At 71.7% G+C, this 26,210-nt stretch carries 17 protein-coding genes and 2 pseudogenes; 15 read left to right on the top strand and 4 right to left on the bottom strand.

Features of this window, described 5'->3' with window-relative positions:
- Positions 1-377: 377 nt before the first annotated feature.
- Together AB0K00_RS01305 and AB0K00_RS01300 are read left to right on the top strand one after the other, a co-directional pair.
- Positions 378-797, top strand: a pseudogene (locus AB0K00_RS01305) (SseB family protein); the annotation flags it as partial.
- 4,508 nt (positions 798-5,305) lie between these two features.
- Positions 5,306-5,668 (top strand): hypothetical protein, encoded by a 363-nt coding sequence (locus AB0K00_RS01300; RefSeq protein WP_363513413.1) that lies wholly within the window; start codon positions 5,306-5,308, stop codon positions 5,666-5,668.
- Here AB0K00_RS01300 and AB0K00_RS01295 read toward each other — a convergent pair.
- Entirely contained in the window at positions 5,665-6,588 is a 924-nt protein-coding gene (locus tag AB0K00_RS01295; RefSeq protein ID WP_363513410.1) for an alpha/beta hydrolase, read from the bottom strand. The two genes, AB0K00_RS01300 and AB0K00_RS01295, sit on opposite strands and share 4 nt — an antisense overlap.
- A gap of 117 nt (positions 6,589-6,705) precedes the next feature.
- On the opposite strand from AB0K00_RS01295, the gene AB0K00_RS01290 reads away from it, so the two are divergent.
- The 3 genes from AB0K00_RS01290 to AB0K00_RS01280 all read left to right on the top strand — a co-directional run bounded on the left by AB0K00_RS01290 (position 6,706) and on the right by AB0K00_RS01280 (position 11,484).
- Positions 6,706-7,812 carry a C45 family peptidase gene (locus AB0K00_RS01290; RefSeq protein ID WP_363513407.1) on the top strand — a complete coding sequence of 369 codons (1,107 nt, stop codon included), beginning with the start codon at positions 6,706-6,708 and terminating at the stop codon, positions 7,810-7,812.
- Between the two features lie 289 nt (positions 7,813-8,101).
- Complete coding sequence (locus AB0K00_RS01285) at positions 8,102-10,096, top strand: DUF1800 domain-containing protein (protein WP_363513404.1); 1,995 nt, start codon at positions 8,102-8,104, stop codon at positions 10,094-10,096.
- Positions 10,097-10,122: 26 nt separating this feature from the next.
- Positions 10,123-11,484: a DUF1501 domain-containing protein gene (locus tag AB0K00_RS01280; RefSeq protein ID WP_363513401.1), complete on the top strand. Its 1,362-nt coding sequence runs from the start codon at positions 10,123-10,125 to the stop codon at positions 11,482-11,484.
- Positions 11,485-12,441: 957 nt separating this feature from the next.
- Here the strand turns inward: AB0K00_RS01280 and acs are convergent.
- Positions 12,442-14,406, bottom strand: coding sequence for an acetate--CoA ligase (gene acs / locus AB0K00_RS01275; protein WP_363513398.1), 1,965 nt, complete (start codon positions 14,404-14,406; stop codon positions 12,442-12,444).
- Between the two features lie 151 nt (positions 14,407-14,557).
- On the opposite strand from acs, the gene AB0K00_RS01270 reads away from it, so the two are divergent.
- Positions 14,558-15,301, top strand: coding sequence for an oxidoreductase (locus AB0K00_RS01270; RefSeq protein WP_363513395.1), 744 nt, complete (start codon positions 14,558-14,560; stop codon positions 15,299-15,301).
- A 241-nt stretch (positions 15,302-15,542) separates the two neighbouring features.
- Here AB0K00_RS01270 and AB0K00_RS01265 read toward each other — a convergent pair whose 3' ends face one another.
- A complete protein-coding gene (locus AB0K00_RS01265; RefSeq protein ID WP_363513392.1) occupies positions 15,543-16,364 on the bottom strand; it encodes an HAD-IB family hydrolase in 822 nt (273 codons plus the stop codon).
- A gap of 627 nt (positions 16,365-16,991) precedes the next feature.
- Between AB0K00_RS01265 and ssd the strand changes: the two genes are divergently transcribed.
- The 7 genes from ssd (at position 16,992) to AB0K00_RS01230 (ending at position 22,354) form a co-directional block, all read left to right on the top strand.
- A complete protein-coding gene (gene ssd, locus AB0K00_RS01260) occupies positions 16,992-18,119 on the top strand; it encodes a septum site-determining protein Ssd (RefSeq protein WP_363513389.1) in 1,128 nt (375 codons plus the stop codon).
- A gap of 62 nt (positions 18,120-18,181) precedes the next feature.
- Positions 18,182-19,381: a TadA family conjugal transfer-associated ATPase gene (locus tag AB0K00_RS01255; protein WP_363514972.1), complete on the top strand. Its 1,200-nt coding sequence runs from the start codon at positions 18,182-18,184 to the stop codon at positions 19,379-19,381.
- Positions 19,378-20,577: a hypothetical protein gene (locus AB0K00_RS01250; RefSeq protein ID WP_363513386.1), complete on the top strand. Its 1,200-nt coding sequence runs from the start codon at positions 19,378-19,380 to the stop codon at positions 20,575-20,577. The genes AB0K00_RS01255 and AB0K00_RS01250 overlap by 4 nt, the downstream gene beginning before the upstream one ends.
- Positions 20,577-21,182, top strand: coding sequence for a type II secretion system F family protein (locus tag AB0K00_RS01245; RefSeq protein WP_363513383.1), 606 nt, complete (start codon positions 20,577-20,579; stop codon positions 21,180-21,182). Before AB0K00_RS01250 ends, AB0K00_RS01245 begins: the two co-directional genes overlap by 1 nt.
- 55 nt (positions 21,183-21,237) lie before the next feature.
- Positions 21,238-21,417 carry a DUF4244 domain-containing protein gene (locus tag AB0K00_RS01240; protein WP_363513380.1) on the top strand — a complete coding sequence of 60 codons (180 nt, stop codon included), beginning with the start codon at positions 21,238-21,240 and terminating at the stop codon, positions 21,415-21,417.
- Positions 21,418-21,527: 110 nt separating this feature from the next.
- A complete protein-coding gene (locus AB0K00_RS01235; protein WP_363513377.1) occupies positions 21,528-21,824 on the top strand; it encodes a TadE family type IV pilus minor pilin in 297 nt (98 codons plus the stop codon).
- A 134-nt stretch (positions 21,825-21,958) separates the two neighbouring features.
- A complete protein-coding gene (locus AB0K00_RS01230; protein ID WP_363513374.1) occupies positions 21,959-22,354 on the top strand; it encodes an Rv3654c family TadE-like protein in 396 nt (131 codons plus the stop codon).
- Between the two features lie 149 nt (positions 22,355-22,503).
- On the opposite strand, the pseudogene AB0K00_RS01225 reads toward AB0K00_RS01230, so the two are convergent.
- Positions 22,504-25,074: pseudogene (locus AB0K00_RS01225) on the bottom strand (DEAD/DEAH box helicase); the annotation flags it as partial.
- Positions 25,075-25,301: 227 nt separating this feature from the next.
- On the opposite strand from AB0K00_RS01225, the gene AB0K00_RS01220 reads away from it, so the two are divergent.
- A complete protein-coding gene (locus AB0K00_RS01220; RefSeq protein WP_363513371.1) occupies positions 25,302-25,664 on the top strand; it encodes an STAS domain-containing protein in 363 nt (120 codons plus the stop codon).
- A 4-nt stretch (positions 25,665-25,668) separates the two neighbouring features.
- Positions 25,669-26,157: an ATP-binding protein gene (locus tag AB0K00_RS01215; RefSeq protein ID WP_363513368.1), complete on the top strand. Its 489-nt coding sequence runs from the start codon at positions 25,669-25,671 to the stop codon at positions 26,155-26,157.
- Positions 26,158-26,210 lie beyond the last annotated feature (53 nt).

Below are 26,210 nucleotides of genomic sequence, written 5' to 3'. Positions count from 1 at the left end.
CCGTCGGCGAGAGGGGAGAGCTTGCGCTGGTCGTACACCTGGGATGGCCACGGCACACCGGTTGGTGCCGGTGCGGGCGGGCGGATCGGCCCGGGGCACGACGGCGGAGCCTGCGCCTCGGCCGTCGGGGGTGCGACACCGAAGCCGACAAGGCAGCATGAAATAGTCAAAACAGCCAGTCTGATGGGACGCGGCATGCGCAGATGGTAATTGTTCGACCCTCGGACGGTGACGCTCGTGAGACAGGCCTGGGTTCGGAGGCGGTTCGATCGCTATGCTGGCCGGAGCGCTTGTTGGGTCGCACCCCTCGGATTGCCGTGGCCGTATAGGTTAGTTTCGCGAGCGCGGCGGTTCCGAGCCCGACAGAGGGGGTGGCCGTGAGCGAGTGGGAGCCGGCCACCGAGGCCGAAGGCGCCATGCGTGACGCCTTGCGCGCCAACGACCAGGAGCAGTATTTCCGCATCCTGGCCCGCACTGACATCATGCTGCCCGTCGCACCCGAGGGCGCGCAGAGCGGCGACTCAGGCTGGGGCACGTGGACGACCGAGGGCCGCACCCACGTGCTGGCGTTCACGTCGCCCGAGGCGCTCCGCGAGTGCCTCGCCGGGCACCCCGGCACGCACCGGCGGGTGCCGTTCCGCGACCTGTCCACCATCTGGCCCAATGTCGAGTGGTGGCTCGCGGTCAACCCCGGCCTGCCGATCGAGGGCTACCTGCCGTCGTGGTTCGTGACACAGATCACTCGCGGCGACGTTCGGCTGCCGGGCCGCACTCTCGGCGCCCGGGCCAGGATCGAGCAGGCCGCCGGTTCGCGTGCCCGCGCGACGGCGCAAGTGCCGGTCCGCAGCGTGCCCAACCAGCCCGCGCCGACGCCGATCGAGCGCCACCGGATGAAGGCCGAGGCGGCGCCGCAGTCCGCTCCGCAAGCACCGACGTCCGCGCCGCCCTCGCCGACGTCCGCACCGCCCGCACCCTCGTCCGCGCCGCCGCTCGGCCAGCCCGGGTCTCGGCCGGGTGCCGCAGCGGCCGCGTTCGCCGCCGGACGCTCGCCGTCCGGGCCGCCGCCCAAGCGGGACGTGCCGCCGCCCGACGTGGCGCCGCCCGGGGCGTTCCTGCCGACGCGGGCGGACCGCCCGATCAACTATGAGCGCACGACGGGCGCCGCGGGGTATGAACGGCCCGCCGACTTCCGCCGCCCCCGCCCGCCGGTCGCACCTGCCGCCGCCGCGCCGCCCGTGCCTCCGGCCGCGCCGGGCCGGTCCGGGCTGTTCGACGAGTCCGACCGCTCCTCGCTGGACGTTCCGGGCGAGCGGGAGCTGTTCGGGGACCTGAAGCCCGACGTGCCGGGCCGCTCGCCGGGATGGTCACCGGGCGCGGACACCCGACCCGCGTCTGGCGGTGCCGGCCTGCCGATGCGACCCACGTCACCAGCTCCGGGTTCCGCGGGCCTGCCCAGCCGACCCGGGGCGTCGGGGCTGCCCAGCCGCCCTGGCCTTGGGGAGTCCGGGCTGCCGACTCGACCTGGTGCGGCTGAGCCCGGTTCGTCCGGGTTGCCGATGCGGCCGACGTCGCCTGCTCCGGGCTCCAGCGGTCTGCCGACCCGACCTGGTGCGGCTGAGCCCGGTTCGTCCGGGTTGCCGATGCGGCCGACGTCGCCTGCTCCGGGCTCTGGCGGGTTGCCGATGCGGCCGACCTCGCCGGCGCCGGGTTCCGGTGGGTTGCCGATGCGGCCGACGTCGCCCGCGCCGGGCTCTGGCGGTCTGCCCGGCCGGCCTTTGACGACCGGCGGCCTCGGCGGCGGGCTACCGTCGCGCGGCGGCGACGGACCGGATCAGGACGACCGCGACGGCGACCCGCGGCGATACTGGCCGCGCCGCGAACCCGCCCGCAGCCTCGGCGAGATCTTCACCGAACACGCCGACCCGGTGATCCCGGCCGCGTGGCAACCACCGCCCGACCTGCCGCAGTCGACCGCTCCACCGCTGCCGACCCGCCAACCGGGCGACCGCCCCGACACCGCCTTCCGTCCCGGCGAGGGCGGCGCGCTGCCTTCCCGACCTGGTGCAGGCGATCAGGGTTCCTTGCCGTCGCGGCCGGGTGGTGGCGATCAGGGGTACCTGCCGTCGCGGCCCGGTAGCGGTGATCAGGGTTCGCTGCCACCCCGTCCTGGTGCCGGCGGTCTTGGTGCCCTGCCGGGTCGGCCGAGTAGCTTGCCTGCGCGGCCGCGGCCCTCCGATCCGTTGCCGCCGCGCGGCGAGCAGGCCGACGCCGGCGTGCTGCCGATGCGTCCCGGGCTGGTCGATCCTGGCGCGTTCGGTGCTGGCGAGGGTGGCACGGCGGCCCGCGAGGGCGGGTTCCTGCAGCCGCCCGGTGGGTTCCTGGCGACCGGCCGGGCCAAGGCCGACGATCCCGCCATGTTCCGTGGCGACGACCCCGCCGTGTTCCGTGGCGACGACCCCCGGCCCAGCGCCGGCGAACCCGCCCCACGCCCCGGCGACCAGGGCGGCTTCCTGTCCGCCCCGGGCGATCCCGGGCCCCGCGGTGACTTCCCGTCCCGCGGCGACCTCGCGGCGCCTGGTGAAGCCGCATCCCGTGGCGACCTCCCGTCCCGTGGCGACTTCGCGTCCCGTGGCGACTTCCCGTCCCGCGGTGACCTCGCGTCCCGTGGCGATCTCGCGGCGCCTGGTGAAGCCGCAGCTCGTGGCGACGTCGCAGCTCGTGGCGACATCGCGTCCTGGGGCGTGGCCGGGTCCCGTGGCGAGGTCGTGGGACGTGGCGAGGCTGCGCTCAGTGGCGAGGTGCTGGGCGGGACCCGGGGCGAGGAGCCGTCGTGGCGGGCGCAGGCCGAGCCGCCGTTGCCGTTCGACCGGCCGGTATTCGACCGGCCCGGGTTCAGTCGGCTGGACATCGAGGCGCCCGAGGTTGACGAGCCGCCGGCCGCTTCGGTCGAGGCGCCGGTCAACGAGCCCGGGTCGCTGTTCGGTCCGGTCAAGGGTCGGGCCAAGGCCGCCGGGTTCGGGCGGCTGCCCGACCTGGACGAACATCCGTTCTTCGCCGACACCGAGCCTTCGGAGTTCGACGCGCCGAGCCGCTCGTTCGGGGCGCCTGAGCGCGAGCAGCCCCCGCTTGAGCCGGCGCCGTGGGGACCGAGTGCGTTCGAGCAGGGCGGCCGCGACCAGGCCGCCAGCCGTGAGCAGGGCGCCGGCCGTGACCAAGGCGGCCGTGACCAAGGCGACCGCGACCAGGGAGGCCGCGACCAGGCAGCCCGGGACATCGCCGCCCAGCAGGCAGCGCGCGAGCTGGCCACCCGTGAACAGGAAGCCCGCGAGCAGGCCGCCCGTGAGCTGGCCGCGCAGGAGACCGCACGCGAACTTGCTGCGCAGGACGCGGCCCGTGCGCTTGCTGCGCAGGACGCGGCGCGCGAACTCGCCGAGCAGGACGCCGCTCGAGACCTTGCCGCACGGCAGGCCGCTCAGGAACTCGCCGACCAGGAGCTTGCCGCACGGCAGGCCGCTCGGGAACTGGCGGCGCAAGAAGCGCAGGCACTCGCCGAGCAGCGGGACCGCGACCTGGCCGCGCAGGCGGCCCGCGACCTGGCCGACCAGCAGGCTCGTGACCTTGCGGCTCAGCAGGCCGACGCGGAGCGGGCCGCTGCCGATCGGGCCGAGGTCGAGCGGGACCGGGCGGCGTTCGATCGGGCCGCGGAGCAGCGGGCGGCGCTGAGCTGGCTGGCGCAGGACCAGGATGCCGGACCTGGCAGCGGGCAGGGCGCGTTCGAGCCCTGGCGGCCGTCGGAAGGCTCGGCCGGGCTCGACCTGGCGGCGGAGCTGCGCGCGATCGAGGAGCGGGCCGCGCAGGCGAAGGCGGCCGAGGAGCTTGCCGCCCGCGAGCTGGCCGAGCAGCTTCGGGCCATCGAGGAGCGCGTCGCCCGATCCAGCGCCACCGGACAGACCAGCACCCGGCCCACCGACGAAGCCGGCGCGTGGTCCACCGAGAACGGCGCATGGTCCGCCGAGAACGGCGCGGCCGGCAGCCGGGCGGAGCCATGGGGCACGACGCCGAGCGGGCGGTCGACGGCCGGGCGGGACGACACCGAATCCACGCAGGCGATCGGCCAGTCGGCAGCCGACCGGGGTGCTCCCGTGTCGTTCTTTGGCGGGGCGGAAGGCTCTGCCGGTACACCGGCGGAAAACGCGACCCAAGCGGCGCCGTCGCAGGACGTCAGGTCGTTCTTCGAGACGGTTTACGAGCCCGAGGTCGTCGATGAGCCGCCGGTTCGGCTGCACGCGGAGATCGTCGACGCGGAGGTGGTCACGCCGCCCGCGACGGTGCCGGTGAAGTCGGCGGCGGCGCAGGCGCGGGACTTCCGGCCGGTGAACACCGTGGAGCAGGACCTGTTCGAGGCGGTGCAGGCCAACAGCACCGACCGGTTCCTGTCGACGCTGCTGCTGGCCAAGATCCTCGTGCCGGGATGGTCCGGCGAGGGGCCGATCGACCCGGCGTCGTGGCGGACCGAGCACATGAACGGGCTGCCGCACCTGGTGGTGTTCACGTCGGTGGAGCGGCTGGCGGACCGGCTGGCCGACACGCAGGGCAGCTGGATCAAGTTCACGCGGCTGATCCGGAACTGGCCGCCGGGGGACCAGCTGGCGTTCGCGGTCAACCCGGACTCGCCAATCGGGGCGGTGCTGCCCGGCACGGAGGTCGTGCAGCTCGCGACGTGGGCCGCTGAGCTGGGGCTCGGCGTCGACGAGCCCGAGGCGCCGGCGGCGGTCGTGAAGCCGGCGCAGCAGCCGCGGCCGGCGTTCGAGCCGCAGGTGTCCAGCGGGCCGCTGCTGATGCAGAAGCCGATCTCGCCCGAGCAGTTGTCCTACTACCTGGAGCGCGGCTACGACCGGGTGTCCGGGTTCGTGCACCGGGCCGGCGAGGTGGCGCACCTGCAGACGCCCGAGCAGCTCTATCAGGCGCTGGGTCTCGGGTACGCGGGATCGTCGTTCAAGCCGGATGCCGAGGAGGCGTACGTGTTGCGCTGGAAGGCGTACCGCGGCGACCTGTACCGGATCCCGTACGGCGGACCGCACGAGGCGGCGATGCGGGCGATGGAGGGGTGGGTCATCGAGCGGCCGCCGTTCCGTGGCAACGGGTTCGCGCCGAGTGACAACAACGACGTGATCGCCGAGTTCAAGGTGGACAGTGCGCGGCTGCCGCACCACGCGGAGCTGTGGCGGCTGCGGCGCGACGGTCAGCAGGAGCTGATCGCCCGCCTCGATGCGGACGGTCCGGCGTGGCGGAGGGGCAAGGACCTGTGATCCGCGACGGCTACGCGGCCCGCTGGCAGGGCGCGGAGTACGAGGCCAGCCCCGACGGCGACAACGTCCGCCTGTACCGGCCCGACCCGAGCGAGGGCTTCGAAGAGGTGCGGGCCGGCCGGTTCCGGCGGGTCGTGCCGCTGAGCGAGGTCGACTTCGCCTACGTCCGCACCACGTGCTTCTGGCGGGACGAGCCGTTCATCGTGCTCGGCGAGCATGACGGATGGTTGCGGGTCGAATACACCGGCGGCAAGGCGACCGTCGCCGCCGAACTCGGCCTGGAGGAGTTCGACTACGGCGTGTATCAGGGCTGGGCGCCCCGCGCCGATGTCAGCGAACTCCGGGAATACCGGGTTTAGCCCGTCTTGATCCACCGCAGGATCTCGCCCGTGATGAGCTCCGGCTGCTCCAAATGCGGAAAATGTCCGACTCGGGGCAGCAGGCGCCACTCGTACTCAGCCAGCGCGTAGCGGCCCGAACCCTGTGCGGTGCGGGGAAGGACAGCCGTGTCCGCAGCGCCGTGCAACTGCAACGTGGGCGCCATGATCGGCGTCTGGAGCTGCTTGATGAAGCGGTACCCCTGCAACCGCAGCGCCGAACGAGCGGCCCACCGGTAGGTCTCCAGCGCGCAGAACGCGGCCTGCGGGATGCGCATGGCCTCGCGGCAGCAGCGCTCGTAGTCGCGGTATTCGTCGGTGCCGACCCAGTCCGGGCCGCCCCACATCGCCAGGTATTCGCCGATCAGCGCGGCGTTGTTCCTGGTCAGGACGTGCTCGAACCGCGGCAGCTGAAACTTCAGCACCGGCCGGGCGGCGGCGAGCTGGCCGCGGGGGTCGGTGGCGAGCGCGGCGCGCAGCCGCAGCGGGTGGGCCGCGCCGAGCACGACCAGGCGGCGGACCAGCTTGGGGTGGAAGGCCGCCGTCGCCCAGCCGATCATGCCGCCATAGCCGGCGCCGACGAGGTACGCGGTGCGCTCGCCGAGTGCGCGGATCAGGCCGGCGACGTCGCCCGCCATCGTGTACCCGTCGTAACCGCGCGGTGGCTTGTCGCTGGCCCCGTAGCCGCGCAGGTCGACCGCGACGGCCCGGAAGCCCGCGTCGGCGATCGCGGTGAGCTGGTTGTGCCACGCGTACCAGAACTCGGGAAAGCCGTGCAGGAACAACACCAGCGGGCCGGTGCCCGCTTCAACGACGTGGAACCTTGTGCCGTTGGCACTGACGAAGCGGTGCGACCACGGCCCGTCGATCATGACGCACGTGTCGTCAACCGAGGGGTTCATGTTGCTCAGCGTAGGGCCCCGCGGCCAAGATCTCTGCCAGGCGACCGGCTGTGATCCGTGACGCCGAGGGTCGCGTGAGGGTTCTCCACAAGGGCGGTCACGCTTAGCGTTCAGCGCATGGACCTGCCGTTGCCGCTGATCAAAGTCGAGGGTACACCGAGTGAGTGTGGCGTCGCTTACGGTGCCGCTGCTCGAGCCATGATTGCCGCGAACACCGCGAACTACCTGGACCGGTTCGCGGCGACGGGACTGGACCGGCCGGCGGTCCGGCGCGCGGGGAGCCTGTTCCGCGCGGCCTCCCGGCAGCACGCCCCGCGCGTGGCGCAGCTGCTCGATGGCGTCGCGGAGGGCTCCGGCGTGCCGGTCGAGGAGATCTACGCGCTCAACGCGCGGACCGAGCTGCTCTACGGCAACCGCGCCACCGAGTGCACCTCGATCGGCGTCCTGGACTCGCGGACGGCATCGGGTCACACCGTCCTGGCGCAGAACTGGGACTGGCACCCGGCGCAGCGGCCGTACACGCTGCTGCTGGCGACCCGGGACGAGCGCGGATCGACGGTCCTCACGCTGACCGAGGCCGGAATGCTGGCCAAGGCCGGGTTCAACGATGCCGGCCTGGGCGTCTGCGTCAACATGCTCACCAGCGACCGGGACGGCCGGCCGGGCGGTGTGCCGTATCACGTCCTGCTCCGGGCCGTGCTCGAGCAGCGCGTGCTCGGCTCCGCACTTCGAGTCGCGTGCTCCACACCCCGCAGCGCGAGCATCAACCTGTTGCTCGGCCAGTCGTTTTCCGCAGGGGTACCGGATTCGGTCGGCGTGCCGGGCGAGATCATCGATTTGGAGGTCGCTCCCAGTGACGTGGGCGTGCTGAACCCGATCGACGGTGTCATCACACACGCCAACCACTTCGAGGCGCTGCCGACAGTGCACGACACCCTGCGTGACATCGGCAGTTCGTCGCTCTTCCGCAGCGCCCGGGCGCGCCGCCTGCTCGGCTCGCTCCCGATCGCGGAGAAGGACATCCAGGGCGTGCTCGCCGACCACGGCGGCTACCCGCAGGCCATCTGCCGGCACGACGCCGACGCGCTGACCGAAGAGGACCGCTCGGAGTCGCTGTACGCCGTCGTGCTCGACCTCGACGAGCGCCGGATGTCCATCGCCGCCGGTCCGCCGTGCCAGGCAGATACGTATCACGAGGTCCGGCTTACCGGACTTTTCGCCTGATCTCGCCTCGGCGGCGGCGGTGCAGGACCACCTTAAATGTGTCTGTGCTGATCACGCTTCCACGGCCGTGCGACGGACCCTTCGAAGTGGTCGTTTCCGCAGCTCAGCGCGGTTAAGTCCAGCACGGCTGGGTTGACCTTCACGCCGGGTCGTGGCAAGGCTCCTTAAGTCCTGGTCAGAGCGCTTCATACGCGGCTTGTCCCTGCTCTTGGCACCCACTAACTTCCGGATCGACGCACGTGAGCCCCCACATCGTCGGAATCGGGATTTGTAGATGAACGAGCGAGACGTGCCGAGACGGCGCCCGGGACAGGGCCCCGACGGCAACTACGACCCGTACGCCGACTCGTACTACGAGTCCGGCTACGAGGACCAGACCGGCAGCGGTCGGCGCGCGCAGGCCCCCCGCGGCTATGACCGGCAGGGCGCCATTCCCGCCGACCGTGGCGGCTCCGGCCCTCACTTCTACGACCCGAGCACCGCCGCCCGCAGCCGCGGTGCCGGCCTGCCCGACATCGAGGACGAGGACTTCGATGACGAGGAGCCGTCGAACTGGCGCCGCCGTACGGCGATGATCGCCATCGGCGGTGGCGCGGCCGCCCTCATCGGTGGTGGCGCCTACGCCGTCACCCAGTTCTTCGGTGAAGGCACCGACCCGGCCAACACCGGCGCCGAGGTGCCCGTCGACACCGCCGCCCCCGCGTACGTCGACCAGAACCAGAGCCTGATGAACGGCCAGGCCGGCCTCGGCATCCGCAAGAACACGCCGACGACGGGCAACTCGTTCGGCACGCCCGCCGACGCGGCCAAGAACGCCAAGGTCACCGCCAAGACCGTGCTGCCGACCAAGGACCCGGTCCGGCACCTCGCCGGCCGCCTCACCTTCGGGCCCAACAGCAAGACGATCGCCGACATCAACAAGCTCGGCATCAACGGCTGGATCGCCAAGCAGCTCAAGCCCGAGACGATCCCGCTGACCCGGGGCGAGCAGAAGGCCGACGCCGAGCTGGTCACCTGGTCCATGTCCTACGAGCAGCTCAAGGCGCAGCGCGAGGACCTGGACAAGAAGGGCATCCAGGCGGACGAGCAGAACGTCCGGTACGCGATCGCCAAGCAGCTCTTCTCCGACCGTCAGCTCTTCGAGATGATGGTCGACTTCTTCGGCGACTACTTCCACGTCGCGGCCTTCCACGAGGGCAACGAGCTGACCCGGGCGTCGTTCGAGCGGGACGTCATCCGCAAGCACGCCCTCGGCAACTACGTGGACATGTTCGTGGCCGGCAACCGGCACGCAGCGCTGCTGAAGTACCTCGACCAGGACGAGTCGACGAAAGACCAGATCAACGAGAACCTCGCCCGCGAGAACCTCGAGCTCTACACGGTCGGCGCCTTCAACGGCTACACCGAGGCCGACGTCCGCCAGGCGGCCATGCTGCAGACCGGCCGCAGCGTCCGGGACAACCAGTACGTGTACCGCCCGGAGCAGCACTACGTCGGCCCGGTCAAGATCATGGGCTTCTCGCACGCGAACCCGACCGCCGAGGGTGGCGAGGCCGTCCAGGAGGCGTACTACCGCTACCTGGCGCTGCACCCGAACACCGCGCGGTACATGGCGCAGAACCTCGCGACCCGGTTCGTCTCCGACGTGCCGCCGAAGACGCTGGTCGACGCGATGGCCAAGACGTACCTCGACAAGAAGAGCAACATCCCGGCCGTGCTCATGACGATGCTGAGCCGCACCGAGTTCTGGGCGTCCGTCGGCCAGAAGGTCCGCCGCCCCGGCGAGTACCTGACCGCCACGTACCGTGCGCTGGAGATCGGCGCCGACGCTCCGGCCGGCTTCACGTCGAACAACACGAACCTCAGCCCGATGGTCCAGGGCCTCGGCGACATCAAGCGCAAGCTGGAGGAGTACGGCCACGCCCCGATGGAGCTGCCGACCCCCAACGGCTACGCCGACGTGTACGTGGCGTGGACCTCCGCCGGCACCATGGTCAACCAGTGGAACGACGCGTACACCGCGATCACCGGCGGCCGGCGCCAGTTCACCTGGCAGAAGCCCGAAGCGATCATCGCCAGCCCCCCGGCGACCGCGGGCGCCTACCTCGACGCGCTGACCAAGAAGCTGATCAACGTCACGCTCGACAACGACCGCCGCCTGGCGATCCTCCACATCGTCAGCCCCACGATGACGGCGAGCACGCCGGTCGACGCCACGTTCAACGGCGCCATCGCATCGGTGGTCCGGGCCATCTTCGCCACTCCCCACCACCACCTCCGGTAAGTCGAGGCATACCTATGGAGAAGACAGTGCGCTCACTTCACCCTGAATGCCCCGACCTGCTCAAGCTCGGCCCGAACCCCTTCGAGGCCGCGCTGCGCGCCGAAGCCGTGGCGGTCCAGGAGGAGCAGAAGGCGACCCGCGACCAGTACCTCGAGCTCGCCCGCCAGGAGGACGAGCAGGACGAGGGCAAGGGCGTCACCCGCCGGCGGTTCTTCGTCGGCGCGGCGGCCACCACGACCGCGCTCGCCACCAGCCAGTTCCTGACCACGCAGGCCTCGTTCGCGGCCACCCCGACGGGCACGCTCATCCACGTGTTCCTGTACGGCGGTGCCGACGGACTGTCGCTGTTCGCCCCCATGAACGACGCGGTCCTGAACCGGGTCCGGCCCAGCTTCACGCTGCCGGAGAACGGCTCGATCCCCCTCGAGCGCGGCTTCGGCCTCAACCAGTCGTTCACGCCGCTGAAGAAGTACCTGGACGCGGGCCAGCTGGCCTTCATCCCGGCCGTCAGCGACCGGCGCCTCGACCGCAGCCACTTCGCCGCGACCGACATCTGCCAGCTCGGCGGCCTCCCCGCCGAGACCGGCGGCATGGGCTGGCTCACCAACCTGGCCGACAAGCTCGGACCCGGCACCGCCTTCCGCGCCATCGGCATCGGCTCGACCCTGCCCCGCTCCCTCGTCGGTGGCGGCGGCGCGCTCGCGCTCAACAACGTCGCCTCTCTGAACGTCAACGGCGACGGCAAATACAAGGCGCCGACCGTCGAGGCGATCCAGAAGCTCTTCACCGGCACCAACCACCCGATCGAGGCCCCGGTGAAGGCCGGCATCGACGCGCTGACCCTGGCCTCCACGCTGGCGCAGAAGGGCTACACCCCCACCGAAGGCGTCAAGTACGCCGGCGTGGGCAACGCCTTCAAGGAACTCGCCCAGCTCATCAAGGGCGGCGCCAACGTCCGCATCGCCACGATCGGCATGGGCGGCTGGGACACCCACGAGAACCAGGGCACCCGCGGCGGCTACGTGGCCACCCACTTCGGCGAACTGGCAGCCGGCATGGCCGCCTTCTTCGACGACCTGGGCGACCTGGCCGGCAACGTCACTGTCATGGTCTCCACCGAGTTCGGCCGGCGCGTCGCGGAGAACGGCGGCGGCACCGACCACGGCAAGGGCGGCGGCGTCATCGTCCTGTCTGGCAAGAAGCTCGCCGGCAAGCTCATCGGCACCTGGAACGGCACCGGCACCCTCGTCAACGGGGACCTGCCCGAGATGAACAACATGTTCAGCGTGTTTGGATCGGTGGCCCAGGGCCGGTTCGGCCTGACGGACGCCGAGGTCGGGCAGATCTTCCCCCGCCAGACCTACACACCGCTGAAGATTTACGCGTAGCTCCACCTACGCGTGCGTAGGGGCGGCCCCGGTCCCGGGGGCCGCCCCTTTCCTCGTCTTTCGACCGCCAGACCGACCTTGTCTCCTCGGCCTGCCCACGTCATGCGCCGAGTGTTGGCGTCTGCGGGCAGACCGTCCCGGCAGGCGGCCTGTTTCGTCCGCTTCGTGCATTCGGTTCCCTGCCGACATCCCGGGACGTCTTGATCGAAGTGCGGGATGGCTTCGCCGGTGACCGCAGCCGTCCCGGCGTGCGGACTGGACTGCACGCCGGAGTCCGCGCGAGACCGTTGTCTGTCCCGAGTCGGACCGATGCGGCGCCGTGCTGCTCCATCTCGGAACACCCTCCCTGACCCCGCGGATCCTTCGGGTTGTTCGATGCGGGCGTCCAAATGGGTGCGCAGACGGCAGGCCGACGCGAGTGCCGCAGCACGTGGCGCCAGCGCACACACGATGTCCCAGTAGCCACTACGGTGCCCAGGGCCAACGCAGGCGAGGCGTCCCAGGAAGCCGGTGCAGCACCCAGGAGGCCCAGTTACGGGCGGACCCCAGGGCAAGCGCGGGCGACGAAGCCAGCACGGGCAGCGAAGGGCCTGCGTGGGCGAAGAACCTGCGCGGGCGAAGGGCCTGTGTGGGCGAAGGCTAGCGTGGGCGCGCTGACAGGGCGGACGCCCATGACAGGCCGGTGCTGTCGAAAAGCCCGGCGCCGTCGATAGTCCTATGCTGCGCCGCGCTCCGCGCGACCAGGCATGGCGCGATGCCGCGGCTCGTCGTGCTGGCAGCGACATGTCAACACAGCGGCCACAGTCGAATGCGTCGGTCCAGTCGTAGGCGGCGACCGCAGCCGAGTGCGGCGGTCGCAGTCGAAGGCGGCGGTCAGGTGGCTGGTGGCTGGTGAAAGAGGCTCGGTCCCCGGGCCGACGGGAAGGCCGCCGGCCCGGGACCGCGAGTGCAGCGCCGTCAGTCCTCGGACTTGCCGGACTGCAGGCCGGAGGAGATCAGGTCCATGACGGTCGAGTCCTGCAGGGTTGTGACGTCGCCGAGGCTGCGGTTCTCGGCGACATCGCGCAGAAGGCGACGCATGATCTTGCCCGAGCGGGTCTTCGGAAGCTCCGGGACGAGCATGATCTGGCGGGGCTTGGCGATCGGCCCGAGGGTCTTGGAGACGTGGTTGCGAAGCTCCTGGATGAGGGCCTCGCCGGCCTCGCCTTCGGTCTCGACGCCGCCGCGGGGAATGGTGAAGGCGACGATCGCCTGCCCCGTGGTCGGGTCGGTGGCGCCGACGACGGCGGCCTCGGCGACCTTCGGGTGGCTGACGAGCGCGGACTCGACCTCGGTGGTGGAGATGTTGTGGCCCGAGACGAGCATGACGTCATCGACGCGGCCCAGGAGCCACAGGTCGCCGTCGGCGTCCTTCTTGGCGCCGTCGCCGGCGAAATACATGTCCTGGAAGCGGGACCAGTACGTCTCCTTGAAGCGCTCGTCGTCGCCCCAAATGGTGCGCAGCATCGACGGCCACGGCTCGCGCAGGACCAGGTAGCCACCGCCGCCGTCGGGGACGGACTGGGCCTGGTCGTCGACGACGTCGGCGGAGATGCCGGGCAGAGGGCGCATGGCGCTGCCCGGCTTCGTGGCGGTGACGCCCGGCAGCGGGGAGATCATGATTGCGCCGGTCTCGGTCTGCCACCAGGTGTCGACGACGGGACAGCGATCGCCGCCGATGTGTTCGCGATACCACATCCAGGCTTCGGGGTTGATCGGCTCGCCGACGGAGCCCAGCAGGCGCAGCGACGAGAGGTCGAAGCCGGCGGGGATGTCGTCGCCCCACTTCATGAAGGTGCGGATCGCGGTCGGGGCCGTGTACAGAATGGTGATCTTGTACTTCTGGACGAGCTCCCAGAAGCGGCCGCGGTGCGGGGTGTCGGGCGTGCCCTCATACATGACCTGGGTGGCGCCGTTGGACAGCGGCCCGTAGACGATGTAGCTGTGGCCGGTGACCCAGCCGATGTCGGCGGTGCACCAATACACGTCGCTGTCGGGCTTCAGGTCGAACACGGCGTGGTGCGTGTAGCTCGCCTGGGTCAGGTATCCGCCGGTGGTGTGCAGGATGCCCTTGGGCTTCGCGGTGGTCCCGGACGTGTACAGAATGAACAGCGGGTGCTCGGCGTCGAACGGCTGCGCCGTGTGCTCGGCCGAGGCGGTCTCCACGACCTCGTGCCACCACAGGTCGCGGCTGTCGTCCCAGTCGACGTCCTGGCCGGTGCGGCGCACCACGAGCACCTTCTCGATGCTGGGTGACTTGGCCGCGGCCTCGTCGACGATCGTCTTGAGGCCACTGGGCTTGCCCCGGCGGAAGCCGCCGTCGGCGGTGATGACGACCTTGGCGCTGGCGTCGTCGACGCGACCGCTGAGCGCGTCGGCGGAGAAGCCACCGAAGACCACGCTGTGGGTCGCGCCGATGCGCGCGCAGGCGAGCATCGCGACGGCTGCCTCGGGGATCATCGGCAGGTAGATCGCGACCCGGTCGCCGGCGGTGACGCCCAGGTCGGTCAGCGCGTTGGCGGCCTGGCACACCGAGCGGTGCAGGTCGGCATAGGTGATGGTGCGGGTGTCGCCGGGCTCGCCCTCCCAGTGGATGGCGACCTTGTCGCCACGGCCGGCCTCGATGTGCCGGTCGAGGCAGTTGTAGGCCACGTTGAGCTGGCCGCCCACGAACCACTTCGCAAACGGCGGGTTGGTCCAGTCAAGCACCTGGTCCCAGTCCTTGGCCCAGCTCAGCCGGCGGGCCTGCCGCTCCCAGAACGCGAGCCGGTCCTGCCTGGCCTCGGCATAGGCACCCTCCGTCACGTTGGCGGCGGCGGCGAACTCGGCAGGCGGCGGGAACTGCCGGGTCTCGTTGAGAAGGTTTTCCAAGGTTTCGCTCATCGGTGATGGCTCCTCGATGTGGTCCAGCTCTCGCAAGCAGGCTAGTTGGGGGGTGTGACAGTTTGCGAGTCTTCTGCGCTGAGTGGCGCCTGTGGAGCGCCGGGCTCTTCTGTAAGTATTGTTACCAGTAGAGGCACGATACCGTTTGCCCGTGCAGGTTGACCCACTCGCTCCACTGCTTGAACTCGCCGACGTCCGGCCCGCCTTCGACGCCGCGCGTGTGGCCGTCGACGCGGCCATGCGACACCGGGCCCTGCGCCGTTCGGGCGGGCCAGTCGCCGCCGAGGTGGCGTTGCGTTCGTCCGTTGCCAGCGCGGCGCTGGACACGCATGGGTTCGACCTCGAAGGGGTGCGGGCCGGGGTCGTGACCGACCCTGTCGTCCACGGTGCGCTGCGGGCGACCGCGGCCCTGGACGGCCTGACCGGCACCTGGTCCAAGGCGCCCCGCCAAGCGCTCGCCCGGCTCCACACCCTGATCGCCCGCGACGTCGTGCCGGAGGCGTGGCTGGGCCGCCCCGTCAAGGCGGAGTCCGCGACTCGACTGGACGCGCTGTCGGCGCTTGTCACGGGCGGCACGAGGGTTCCTGTGCTGGTGCAGGCGGCAGTCGTACATGGGGAGCTTTTGGCTTTGAAGGCTTTTGAGGGGCCGAACGGAGTGGTGGCGCGTGCGGCGGCGCGGCTGACCCTGATCGGCGGTGGGCTGGACCCGCGCGGTCTGCTGGCCATGGATGTCGGTCACCGCAGTCGCGAGCCGGAGTATGTCGGCGCGGCCAACGCCTTCGCGACCGGCACACCGGACGGGCTGCGGTCGTGGCTGCGGCACTACGCGAGCGCGGCCGAGCGTGCGGCGGAGGAACTGGTCGACATCTGCGAGAGCGCCGCCTACGCACAGTGAACGGCGCCTCATCGAGAGGCGCCGTCACACACGTCCTACCGGGTTACCATGCGTGCACTTTTGAGTCCGTTGTCAGCGGTCCTTGCGGAGCCGCCGCAACGCGCCTACCGCGGCTGATCGCTCGTGGGTGCCCGGTGGCCGTGCACGAGATCCGTGTCAGATCCCGCTCTTCTGTTCTACGCCGTGACCTCCATGAGCGGAAGCCCCTCGCCGGAGAATGTGACGGATGGTGCTGCTGGGATCATGCCGCGGTGAGGGCGGCCTTGGTCCGGCGATGCTTGCTGTACAGGGCGAACGCGATCGCCAACCCGACACCGACACCGATCGCGGCGGCGGTCACCGGCACCGCCGGGCGCTCCCGCAGGCGACGGCCGAGGGGGATCGGGTGGCGGAACGCGAGCATCGGCCAGGCGCGCTCGATGGCGATCTTGCGCAGTCCGCGGTCGGGATTGACTGCCGTCGGATGCCCGACGAGGCCGAGCAGTCCCGCGTCGGTCACGGAGTCGGAATAGGCGTAACACGTGGCGAGGTCATAGTCGCGCTCGGCGGCGAGTTCCTTGACCGCGACGACCTTGTTGGGCCCGGCCGCGTAGAAGTCGACATCGCCGGTGTAGCAGCCGTCGTCGCCGATGACCATGCGGGTCGCGATGATGTCGGTGACGCCCAGTTGCTCGCCGATCGGGCGCACCATCTCGTCGCCGGAGGTCGAGACCAGGACCACGTCGCGGCCGGCGGCACGGTGCTCCTCGATCAGCAGCACGGCCTCCGCGTAGATGTACGGACTGATCAGCTCCTCGAGCGTCTCCCGCACGATCTGCCGGACCTGCTCGGCGCGCCAGCCCTTGACCAGGGCCGCGAGGTAGTCTCGCGTCTTGGACATGGTCTGCTCGTCGGAGCCTCCGCCGACGCGGAAGAGCAGCTGCGCGTAGGCGCCTTTGATCACGTCGCGGCGGCTGATCAGGCCATCCCGATAGAACGGTCGACCGAATGCCAAGGCGCTTGACTTGGCGATCACCGTCTTGTCCAGGTCGAAAAACGCGGCGCTACGCCCCACGGCGGGCAAGTGTAGCGTTGCCGGACATGGTGTGGGGGGCGGACTTGCCAACCCGTCTTCGGGTCACGCTGGGCGTAGGCTTGATCACGGATGATTACCACAGCGTGAAATATTGATTGGCGTTCTGGGCGTGTTGCGGGCCAGTGCTACTCGACGTATGGCAGTCCACTCAGGCATGCTTATGTTTGCGACGAGGTTTCACGTCCAAGCGACAGCGACCCGTTATTTGACCCTCAGCGGTTGCACCCCCCGTAGCCGCTGAGTGGGTTCGGCTCGACCCCCCCGGAGCCGAACCCCCGGCGACCCCCGTCACCCCCCGGCGGGGGTCGTCCCCTTTGTATCTCATCAGCCACATGGCCTTTTGCATGCTGGCTCCGACTAATGGTCGGGTTATAGAGCATTGACGCCGGATGCTTTGTTGAGCGTTCACGAATTTTGCCTGTTCGACCGTTTTGGCATGGCTAACTCTGGCTGCTCGAATTTTCGCTGGTACGACCAGCAAGCCGGACGCCGTATTGCGCCTGATTTGTCCGGACTGGCATAGCAGATCGACTGTGGGCGCGGGGGTTATCCACAAGCGGCGGGTTATCCACAGAAACGGGTTGACGGTCCAGCCGCGGCGGCGGTGTCGGAGCCATGGTGTGCGCAGTCCACCAGCCCGTCTACACCGTGGAGCACGCCGTGGCCCGACATCGACCGCTGCTCGTCACCGACGACCTCGACCTGCTTGACGACGTGCTCAACCTCGCCGCAGGGATCCCGCTCGACGTCGACGTCGAGGCGGGCCCAGAACCTGCCCGGGCCCGATATCCCGACGCGCCGATCGTCCTGATCGGCGACGCCGCGGCGCAGGCCTGCGCCCGGGCCCGGCTGCCCCGCCGGCAAGGGGTCGTGCTGCTCACCCGCGACCAGCGGATGGACCGCGTGACGGCACTCGCCGACGCGGTCGGCGCCGAGCAGATCGTCCGTTTCCCCGACGGCGCCGAATGGCTCACGGACCGCCTTGCGACGGTGGCCCAGCGGCACACGGTCACGGTCGCCGCCCGCGGCAGGATCCTGGCCGTCCTCGGCGGGCGCGGCGGAGCCGGCGCGAGCGTCCTGGCCGCCGGTCTGGCGATCACTGCGGGCAATGTCGGCCTGCGCTCGCTCCTCGTCGACGCGGACCCCTTGGGTGGCGGCGCCGACCTGATCCTCGGCTGGGAGGACGTCGCCGGCCTGCGCTGGCCGGCGCTGGCCGCCACGAGCGGCGCCGTCGACCCGCCCGCGCTCGTCTCCGCCCTGCCGAGCCGCGGCGACGTCGCCGTGCTGTCCTGCGACCGTGGCCAGCCCGGCGGGCTGTCACAGGACGCGATGGCCGCCGCACTCGACGCGGGCAGCCGCGGACGCGACCTCGTCGTCACCGACCTGCCCCGATCGCTGGACGACGCGGCGGTCCTCGCCCTGCGCGCCGCCGACCGGGTGCTCCTCGTGGTGCCGGCCGAGCTGCGCGCCTGCATCGCGGCCGCACGGGTCGCGGCAACCGTCACGCCGCACACCGACGAGCTGCGGCTGGTGGTGCGCGGCCCCGCGCCGGGCCGGCTGCGCACCAGGCAGATCGCGCGGTCGCTGGGCCTGCCGGTCGCCGGGACGCTGCGCGCCGAGCCCGACCTACCACGGCGCCTCGAGCAGGGCACCCCACCGGCCGGCAACGGCCGCGGCCCGCTCGCCCAGTTGTGCCGCCGGATCATCGGCGACCTCGGCCTTGCCGACGGGGTGGCGGCATGAACGCGCTCGTGCTGGAGGGGCGGGTCACGGCGGCGGCCGGGGCCGGGACCGTCAGTGTGCCGATGGACGAATTCGTCGAACGGGTCCGGCTGCGGATGACGGTCGACAGCGTCGAGCCGACGCCAGGGGCGGTGCTGGCGGCGGTGCGCGCGGAGCCGGGCGCGGCCCTGCTCGGGGAAAGTACCCAGCGGCAGGTCGCCGACCGGCTCATCGGCGAGATGATCGGCGCCGGCGGGCTCGCCCCACTGCTCGCCGACCCCTCCGTCACCGACGTGCTGGTCAACGGTGTCGAGGTGTGGGTCGACCGCGGCTCGGGGCTGCGGCGGGTCACGGGCCGGTTCGGCGACGCGGCCGAGGTGCGCCGGCTCGCCCAGCGGCTCGCGGCCAGCGCTGGGCGGCGGCTGGACGACGCGTCGCCGTTCGTCGACGCGCAGCTGCCCGACGGCACCCGGCTGCACGCCGTGCTGCCACCGATCGGGCGTGAAGGGCCATATCTGTCGCTGCGGACGTTCCGCCGGCAGACGTTCACCATCGACGAGCTCATCACGCGCGGCACGCTCGAGCCTGCTGCGGCCCGTCTGCTGGCGTCGATCATCGCGGCACGGATTCCGTTCCTGGTGACCGGCGGCACGGGCACCGGCAAGACGACCGTGTTGGCGGCGCTGCTGTCCCTGGCACCGCCCGCCGAGCGGCTCGTCGTGGTCGAGGACGCCGCCGAACTGCGGCTCGCGCACCCGCACGTGGTCTCGATGCAGTCGCGGATGTCCAACGTGGAGGGTGCCGGCGAGATCACGCTGCGGGACCTGGTCCGCCAGGCGTTGCGGATGCGCCCCGACCGGCTGGTCGTCGGCGAGTGTCGCGGCGCCGAAATCGTCGACCTGCTCGGCGCACTCAACACAGGCCACGAGGGCGGTGCCGCCACGCTGCACGCCAACTCGCCGGCCGACGTGCCGGCCAGGTTGGAGGCGCTCGGACTGCTGGGCGGCGTCCCGAGGGCGGCGCTGCACGCCCTCGCGCATGCTGCGCTCCGCATCGTCGTGCACCTGCAGCGCGGCCCGGACGGCACTCGGGTCCTGAGCGAGATCTGCGTCCTGGACGCGCATCCGGAGCAACGGACCACTGTCGTGCTCACCGCGTGGCGGCGCGGCAGCGGTCGGGCGCAGGCGGCCGACCAGCTGGAAATGCTGATCGCCGACCGGGGGATCACGCCGCCCCGGCCGTCGGGTCCGTGGCGGTTCATGCCGGGGAAGGGCTGGCAATGAACGCCATCGACCTGGCCCTCGCCGTGGGCGGGGCGACGACTGTCGGCTTCGGACTGCTGTTGGTTCGTCGGCGTGGAGCCCGGACCCGGCTCGACCGGCTCTCCCGGCACCGCAGGACGACCGCCGCCCGGCGCCGGTGGCCGACGACGGACCGGCTCTCGGTCGTGCTCGTCGACCGGCCCGGCGTGGCAGTCACGGCCGGCTCGGCGGTCGCGGGCGGGGCGGGGATGCTGGCCGGCGGTCCGGTCGCCGCCACGCTGGCCGCGGCGTATGTGGCGGTCGCGCTGGTCGGCGTGCGCCACCACCTGCTGCGCCGGGCCGCCGACAGGGCGGTCGCGGAGCTGCTCGACGCGATCGAAGACGCGGTCGGTGACCTGCGGGCGGGTGTGGTGCCGTATGCGACCGCCGCACCGTATCCAGGCGGCGCCGACGTGGAGTTGTACACCGCTCCCGCTCCGCCCCATCCGTCCGGCGGTCGCCTCGGCCAGGGCGGTCTCGGGGCGACCGTCCGCCGGATCTGGGAGGCAGCGGATGAAGGCGCCCATCGGACGGCGAGTGGCCGCGCGGTCAACGGCGCCGCGGTCAACGGTGCTGTCGGCGGCGGTGCTGTTAGCGGTGCTGTCGGCGGTGCGGTCAACGGCCGCACGGTGGCCGGCCGCCGGGTGGCGGATCGGGGTCGGGCGGCGGTCGGCGAACGGTCGTCGGGTCGTGGCCGGGCGGCGGGCCGTGGTGAGGCGGCGGGTCGTGGTCGGGCGGTTGGCGACGGTGCTGAGGACGGCCGTCGGATCGGTTCGGCAGCCCGGGCACGGCCCGTGCGCGCCGGGCGACGGCGGCGCGAGGACGCGGCTGTCGCCGTGGCGCTGGCCAGGCTCGAAGCGGCGCACCGGGTCAGCGAGGCGCTCGGCACACCGCTGGCCGATCTCCTCGACCAGGTCGAGGCGGACCTGCGGGCCGGGCACGCCCTCCGGCTCAACCTCGCCGCGCAGACCTCCGGTGCGCAGACCACGACGACCCTGCTGGTCGGGTTGCCCGCGGCCGGATTGTGGCTCGGTGCCGGCATCGGCGTCGACCCCGTCGGGCAGCTGCTGCACACCCCACTCGGCGCGGCCTGCGCGATCACCGCTGTCGCGCTGCAGTGCGCAGGGCTGCTGTGGACCGGGCGGATGGTCCGCTCCGTCGTCTCGGAGGTGCGCTGATGAGCCGCAGGCGCCGATGGCTGTACGCGGCAGGCTCCGGCCTCGCCGTCGGACTGCTGCTGGGCGGGATCGCGGGCACCGTGGTCGGGCTCGTCACGGCGATCGCGGTGGAGCGTGCGCTGCGGCGGGTCGAGTCGCCGCGGACGCGCCAGGAGCGAGTGATGGCCCGGAGCGACCTGCCGTTCGCCACGGATCTGCTCGCCGCCGCATTGAGGACCGGTGCGCCACCCGACCGCGCGGCGATCGTGGTCGGGGAGGCCGTCGGCGGGCCGGTCGGGACCAGGTTGACGCTCGTCGGACGGGCACTGCGGCTTGGTGCGTCGCCGCGGGATGCCTGGGCGCACCTGGCCGACCTGCCCGGCGGGCGGCGGCTCTCCCGGGTCGCCGCCCGCAGCGCCGATCGGGGCACGGCGTTGACCGTGGCCCTGGAGCGGCAGGCCGCCGACCTGCGGGTCGCGAAGGCGGCGGCCGGCGAGGCTTCGGCGCGCCGGGTCGGCGTGCTGGTGGTGCTGCCGCTGGGGGCGTGTTTCCTGCCCGCGTTCGTGCTGATCGGCGTCGTGCCGGTGGTCGCCGCGATCATCCGCGACGTGTTGAAGGTCCTGTGAACCGTGTTTCGCCGCATCGATCGATGTGGTCGAGCGTCATCGTGAAGGAGCACCAGTGCACAACCTCCGGGCCCGTCTCCGTGCCTTCCGCAGGGCAGACCGCGGGTCGCACAGCATCGAATACGTCCTGGTCATCGGCGTCGGCGTGGCACTTGCCGCCGTACTGCTGAAGGTCGTCATGTCGGATGCGACGTACAACGCGATGTTCCGGCTGGTCGGCGGGGCACTGGGATGAGAAGCGACCGGGATCGTGGCGTTCGCCGTGGGGGTCCGTGGCGCCGGCGGAGATGGAGTTCCCGCACCGGCCGCGCCGACGACCGCGGGTCGGCGACGGTCGAGTTCGCCGTGGCACTTCCTGGAGTCGTCGTCCTGCTGCTGATCTTCCTCGCCGGGTGGAGCGCCTTAGCGGCCAAGGTGCGCCTCGCCGACGCGGCAGGTCTGGCGGCAAGGGCGGCGGCCCGCGGCGAGCCGGAGTCCATCGGCCGCGGTGCCATGCCGGCGGGCGTCACGATCTCGGTCCAGCGCGACGGCGAGCTCGTGCGGGTGACAGTGCGGCAGCGGGTCAGCCTCGGCCCGCTGCCGTCGATCACCTTGCGGGAAGAGGCGGTTGCGCTGGTCGAGCCCGAGAGCGAGACCTCGTGAGAGCGGGCGTCGAGGGCAAAGCCCTGCGAGAGCTCGCATGGCGAGAGGCCGCATGGCGCGGAGCCGTGCACGGGGCCGTGTGGCGAGGGGCGGCCGTGCGCGGGGCCGCAGGGCGTGGGGCCGTGCGAGGCGCCGTGAGCGGCAGGGGTGCCGTCGGCAGGTCGGTGGAGCGGGAGCGTGGGTCGATCTCGCTGCTGATGGTCGCGATCGGGATCGTGTTCGTGGTGGCGCTCGTCGCCGGGATCGGTCTGGGCGGTGTGCGCGTCGCGCGGCACCGGGCGCAGAACGCGGCCGATGCGGGTGCGCTCGCCGGGGCGGTGTGGGCGGTCGACGGTCCGCCGGCGGCGTGTGCGGTGGCCGGGCGGGTCGTGTCGGCCAACGACGCGAGGCTGGTCAGCTGCTCGGTGGACGGCCTCGACGTACGCGTGACGGTCGAGGTCCACCTGAACGACGGCATGCCGGCCGGCCGGGCGAGCGCCCGTGCTGGACCGGTCCGCGACACGGGCGCGGCAGCTGACGCCGGCGGCTAAGGAACGGCGCTCTCGGTCGGTCGGTGGTGCCGGGCGCCAGCTGAGAGCGGTGATCTCACATGACAAGCCGAAGGATGCCCAGGGTTCGGCACCGGGGATCTTTCGGCTTGTCGGGAGCGGTGTCCCAAACGGGTTGCGAGGGTCGTGAGCTACAGGGAGGAGAGGACGAGCGACAGGACCTGGACGGCGTCGTGCTTGTTGAGGGGGTTGTTGCCGTTGCCGCACTTGGGGGACTGCACGCAGGACGGGCAGCCCTGCTCGCAGCGGCATTCGGCGACGACGGTGCGGGTCGCGCCGAGCCAGTCGGTGGCGACGTCGAAGGCACGTTCGGCGAAACCGGCGCCGCCGGGGTGGCCGTCGTAGACGAAGACGGTCGGCAGGGCGGTGTCGGCGTGCAGGGCGGTCGAGAGGCCGCCGATGTCCCAGCGGTCGCAGGTGGCGACGAGCGGTAGCAGGCCGATCGACGCGTGCTCCGCGGCGTGCAGGGCGCCGGGCCAGTCGACCTCGGCGATGCCGGCTTCGTCGAGGGCTTCGGGGGAGACGGTCCACCAGACAGCGACGGTTTTGAGGATGCGTTCGGGGAGGTCGAGTTGGCAGGTGTCGATGACCTCGCCGCTGGAGATGCGGCGGCGTTGATAGCTGACGACCTGGGAGGTCACTTCGACCTCACCGAGCGAGAGCGTGACCGGGCCCGCGGTGCGGGCCTGGCGGACCGAGAGGACGGTGAGGGAGGTGACGTCACGCGGATGTGTGCTCCAGTCGGGCTCCTCGGCGTGCACGAGGGCGACGGAGTCGGCGAGGTCGAGCTTGTCGACGACGTATGCGGTGCCTTGGTGCAGGTGGACCGCGCCGGTGTGGACCTGGTGGTGCGCGGAGCCGGTGTCGACCGTGCCGAGCAGCCGGCCGGTGGACTCCTCCACGACGGCGACGGGGCCTCCGCCAGCGCCGCGGAGGTCGACGTCGGGGCGTTGGCGTTCCGTCCAGTACCAGCCGCTGGGGCGCCTCCGCAGGATCCCGGCGGTGACGAGAGCGTCCAGTGTGGCCTCGGCGGTCGGGCCGAAGAGTGGCAGGTCAGCCGGGGTGAGCGGCAGTTCGGCGGCGGCGCAGCACAGTTGCGGCGCGAGGACGTGCGGGTTGGCGGGGTCCAGGACGGTGGCCTCGACGGGCTTGCCGAACAGGGCTTCCGGGTGGTGCACGAGGTACGTGTCGAGCGGGTCGTCCCGCGCGACCAGCACGCACAGGGCGTCGCGGCCGGCTCGGCCCGCTCGGCCGGCCTGCTGCCAGAGGGAGGCGAGGGTGCCTGGATAGCCTGAGATGAGGACGGCGTCGAGGCCGACGAGGTCGACGCCGAGTTCGAGGGCGTTGGTGGAGGCGAGGCCGAGCAGGGTGCCGTCCATGAGGTCGCGTTCGAGGGCGCGGCGTTCTTCGCGGAGGTAGCCGGCGCGGTACGCGGCGACCCGCTCGCCCAGGCCCGGCACGGCGAGGTCGAGCGAGCGGCGGGCCATGCTGGCGACGACCTCGGCGCCTTTGCGGGAACGGACGAATGCGAGGGTCCGTACGCCGGCGACGACCGCCTCGGTGAGCAGATCCGCGGTCTCCCGCAGCGCCGACCGCCGCACCGGCTCCGCGTCGCGCACCACGGCGGCGACCGCAGGATGCGCGCCGACGCCCTCCGCGAAGGCGGCCGCGTGGGGAGAGGCGGCCGCGTGGGGAGAGGCGGCCGCGTGGGGAGAGGACGGGCGGGGAGAGGCGACCGCGTGGCGAGCGGCGGCCGCGTGGGGAGACGCTGCGTGGGGAGAGTCGGCAGGGCGGGGAGAGGCCCCGTCAGAGTCGGCTGCGAAGACAGAGTCAGCGAAGGCAGCGTCGCCGAAGCTAGAGCCGTCGAGAGCAGTGCCGTCGAGAGCAGTGCCGTCGAAGGCAGAGCTGGCGAAGGCAGAGCCGTCGAAGGCAGAGCTGGCCGAGGACAGGTCCGGGGACGGCGGCAGCAGGGGCGGTTCCCACAGCGCGAACGTCACCCCTCCCCGCGGCGAAGCGTCCTCCGTCACCGCCGTCATCGGCAGCCCGACCAGCCGCGACCCCGACGCCTGCGGGTCTCCGGACGTCGCCGACGCCAGGACGAAGCACGGGCCGGCGAGCCCACGAGGCGTGTAACGGCCCGTCACCCGTCGCAGCCGGCGCAGGACGTGCGCGACGTGGGAGCCGAAGACGCCGCGGTACGTGTGGCATTCGTCGACGACCACGAAGCGCAGGCCGCGCAGGAAGCGGGCCCACGAGGCGTGGTTGGGCAGGACGCCGTGGTGCAGCATGTCGGGGTTGGTGAGCACGACGCGGGCGTGCTGGCGGACCCAGTCGCGCTCCTCCCGGGCGGTGTCGCCGTCGTAGGTGGCGGGGCGGATGCCGGGCAGGTCGAGGCCGTGCAGGGAGCGGAGCTGGTCGGCGGCCAGGGCCTTGGTCGGGGAGAGGTAGAGCACCGTGGCTTTGTCGTCGGTGAGCAGCGCGGAGAGGGCCGGCAGCTGGTAGGCGAGGGACTTGCCCGAACCGGTCCCGGTCGCGATGACGGTGTGGGTGCCGGACCAGGCGAGGGACGCCGCGGTGGCCTGGTGGGTCCACGGGAGGGATACGCCGCGACCGAGCAGTGCCTCGCGGAGCGCGGGCGGGACCCAGTCGGGCCAGGGTGCCGTGGACCCGGCGCGGGGTGGCACGTGCTCGACGTGGGTGAGCGATTCGCAGCGGCGGGACGGTAGGAAGGAGAAGATCGGAAGCGCAGCCGTCACGTCGAGCACTCTAAGACACATGTTCGAAGCGGGGGCGCGGTACACGAGTGGCAATTGTGGGAAACAGGGTGGACGCGTCGCCTTGTGGGGGCGTCGATGGTTAGATGCCCGTGAGACTCATTGCGGGCCAGTGCCCGCAACACGCCCCGAACCGCCCAGAGGAGGAGGTCCGCATGGAGCTGTCGTTGTCGACGTACGACTCCGGCGACCACACAGTGCTCGAAGTCGGCGGTGAGGTGGATGTGTACACCGCGCCGCGGCTTCGCGAGAAGCTGGTCGAGCTCGTTGAGACGGGCGCCCGCCATGTCGTGGTCGACCTGAGCCGGGTGGAGTTCCTGGACTCGACCGGGCTCGGTGTGCTCGTCGGCGCGTTGAAGCGGCTGCGAGCGGTCAACGGCACGTTCGGGCTGGTGTGTGCGCACGAGAGGCTCCTGAAGATCTTCCGGATCACCGCCTTGGATCGGGTGTTCTCCCTGTACGACTCCGTAGCTGCCGCGACCGCCGCGGCCGGCTCGGACGTCGAACCCACGGCGTAGGTTCATGCCCACAGTCAGGCTGTCGTTCTCGCCGGCGGCCGCGCATGTCCGCACCGCCCGGCTGGTCGGTGTGGCCGTCGCGCGGCGGGCCGGGGTGGCCGAGGAGCTGCTCGAAGAGGTCAGGCTCGCCATCGGCGAGGCCTGCTCCCGCGCCGTGGCGCTGCACCGGTCGCACGGGCTTGACGACCTGGTCGACGTGGCGATGGCCGATGGCGACCGGTTCACCGTCCGGGTGGTGGACCGCGCCGCGAACGGGGCGATGGCGGCCCGCCTCGGGGGTGAAGTTGGGGATGAAGACTCCGTGATGGTCCTGTCGGACCCGGCGTTGCCGCTGACCACCCCGCCCGAGCTGCTCGCGGAGGAGGCGGTCGCGGCGCGGATGGGGTTGGCCCTGCTTGCCGGGCTCGTCGATGATCTCAACGTGTCCGAGCTGGCAGAAGGCGTCGGCACCGAGGTCCGGATGTCGTGGCCGTTGGAGCGTCCGGCCGAGTAGGACAGGTGCCTCCACGCAAAGACAAAGTGGACCATCGACGAAAAGCGATCTGT

Origin of the sequence: Dactylosporangium sp. NPDC049525, assembly GCF_040676755.1 — a bacterium.
In the GTDB taxonomy this organism is placed as follows: domain Bacteria; phylum Actinomycetota; class Actinomycetes; order Mycobacteriales; family Micromonosporaceae; genus Dactylosporangium.
Note: the sequence above shows the minus strand (reverse complement) of the source record. Positions and strands in the feature narration are given on the sequence as shown.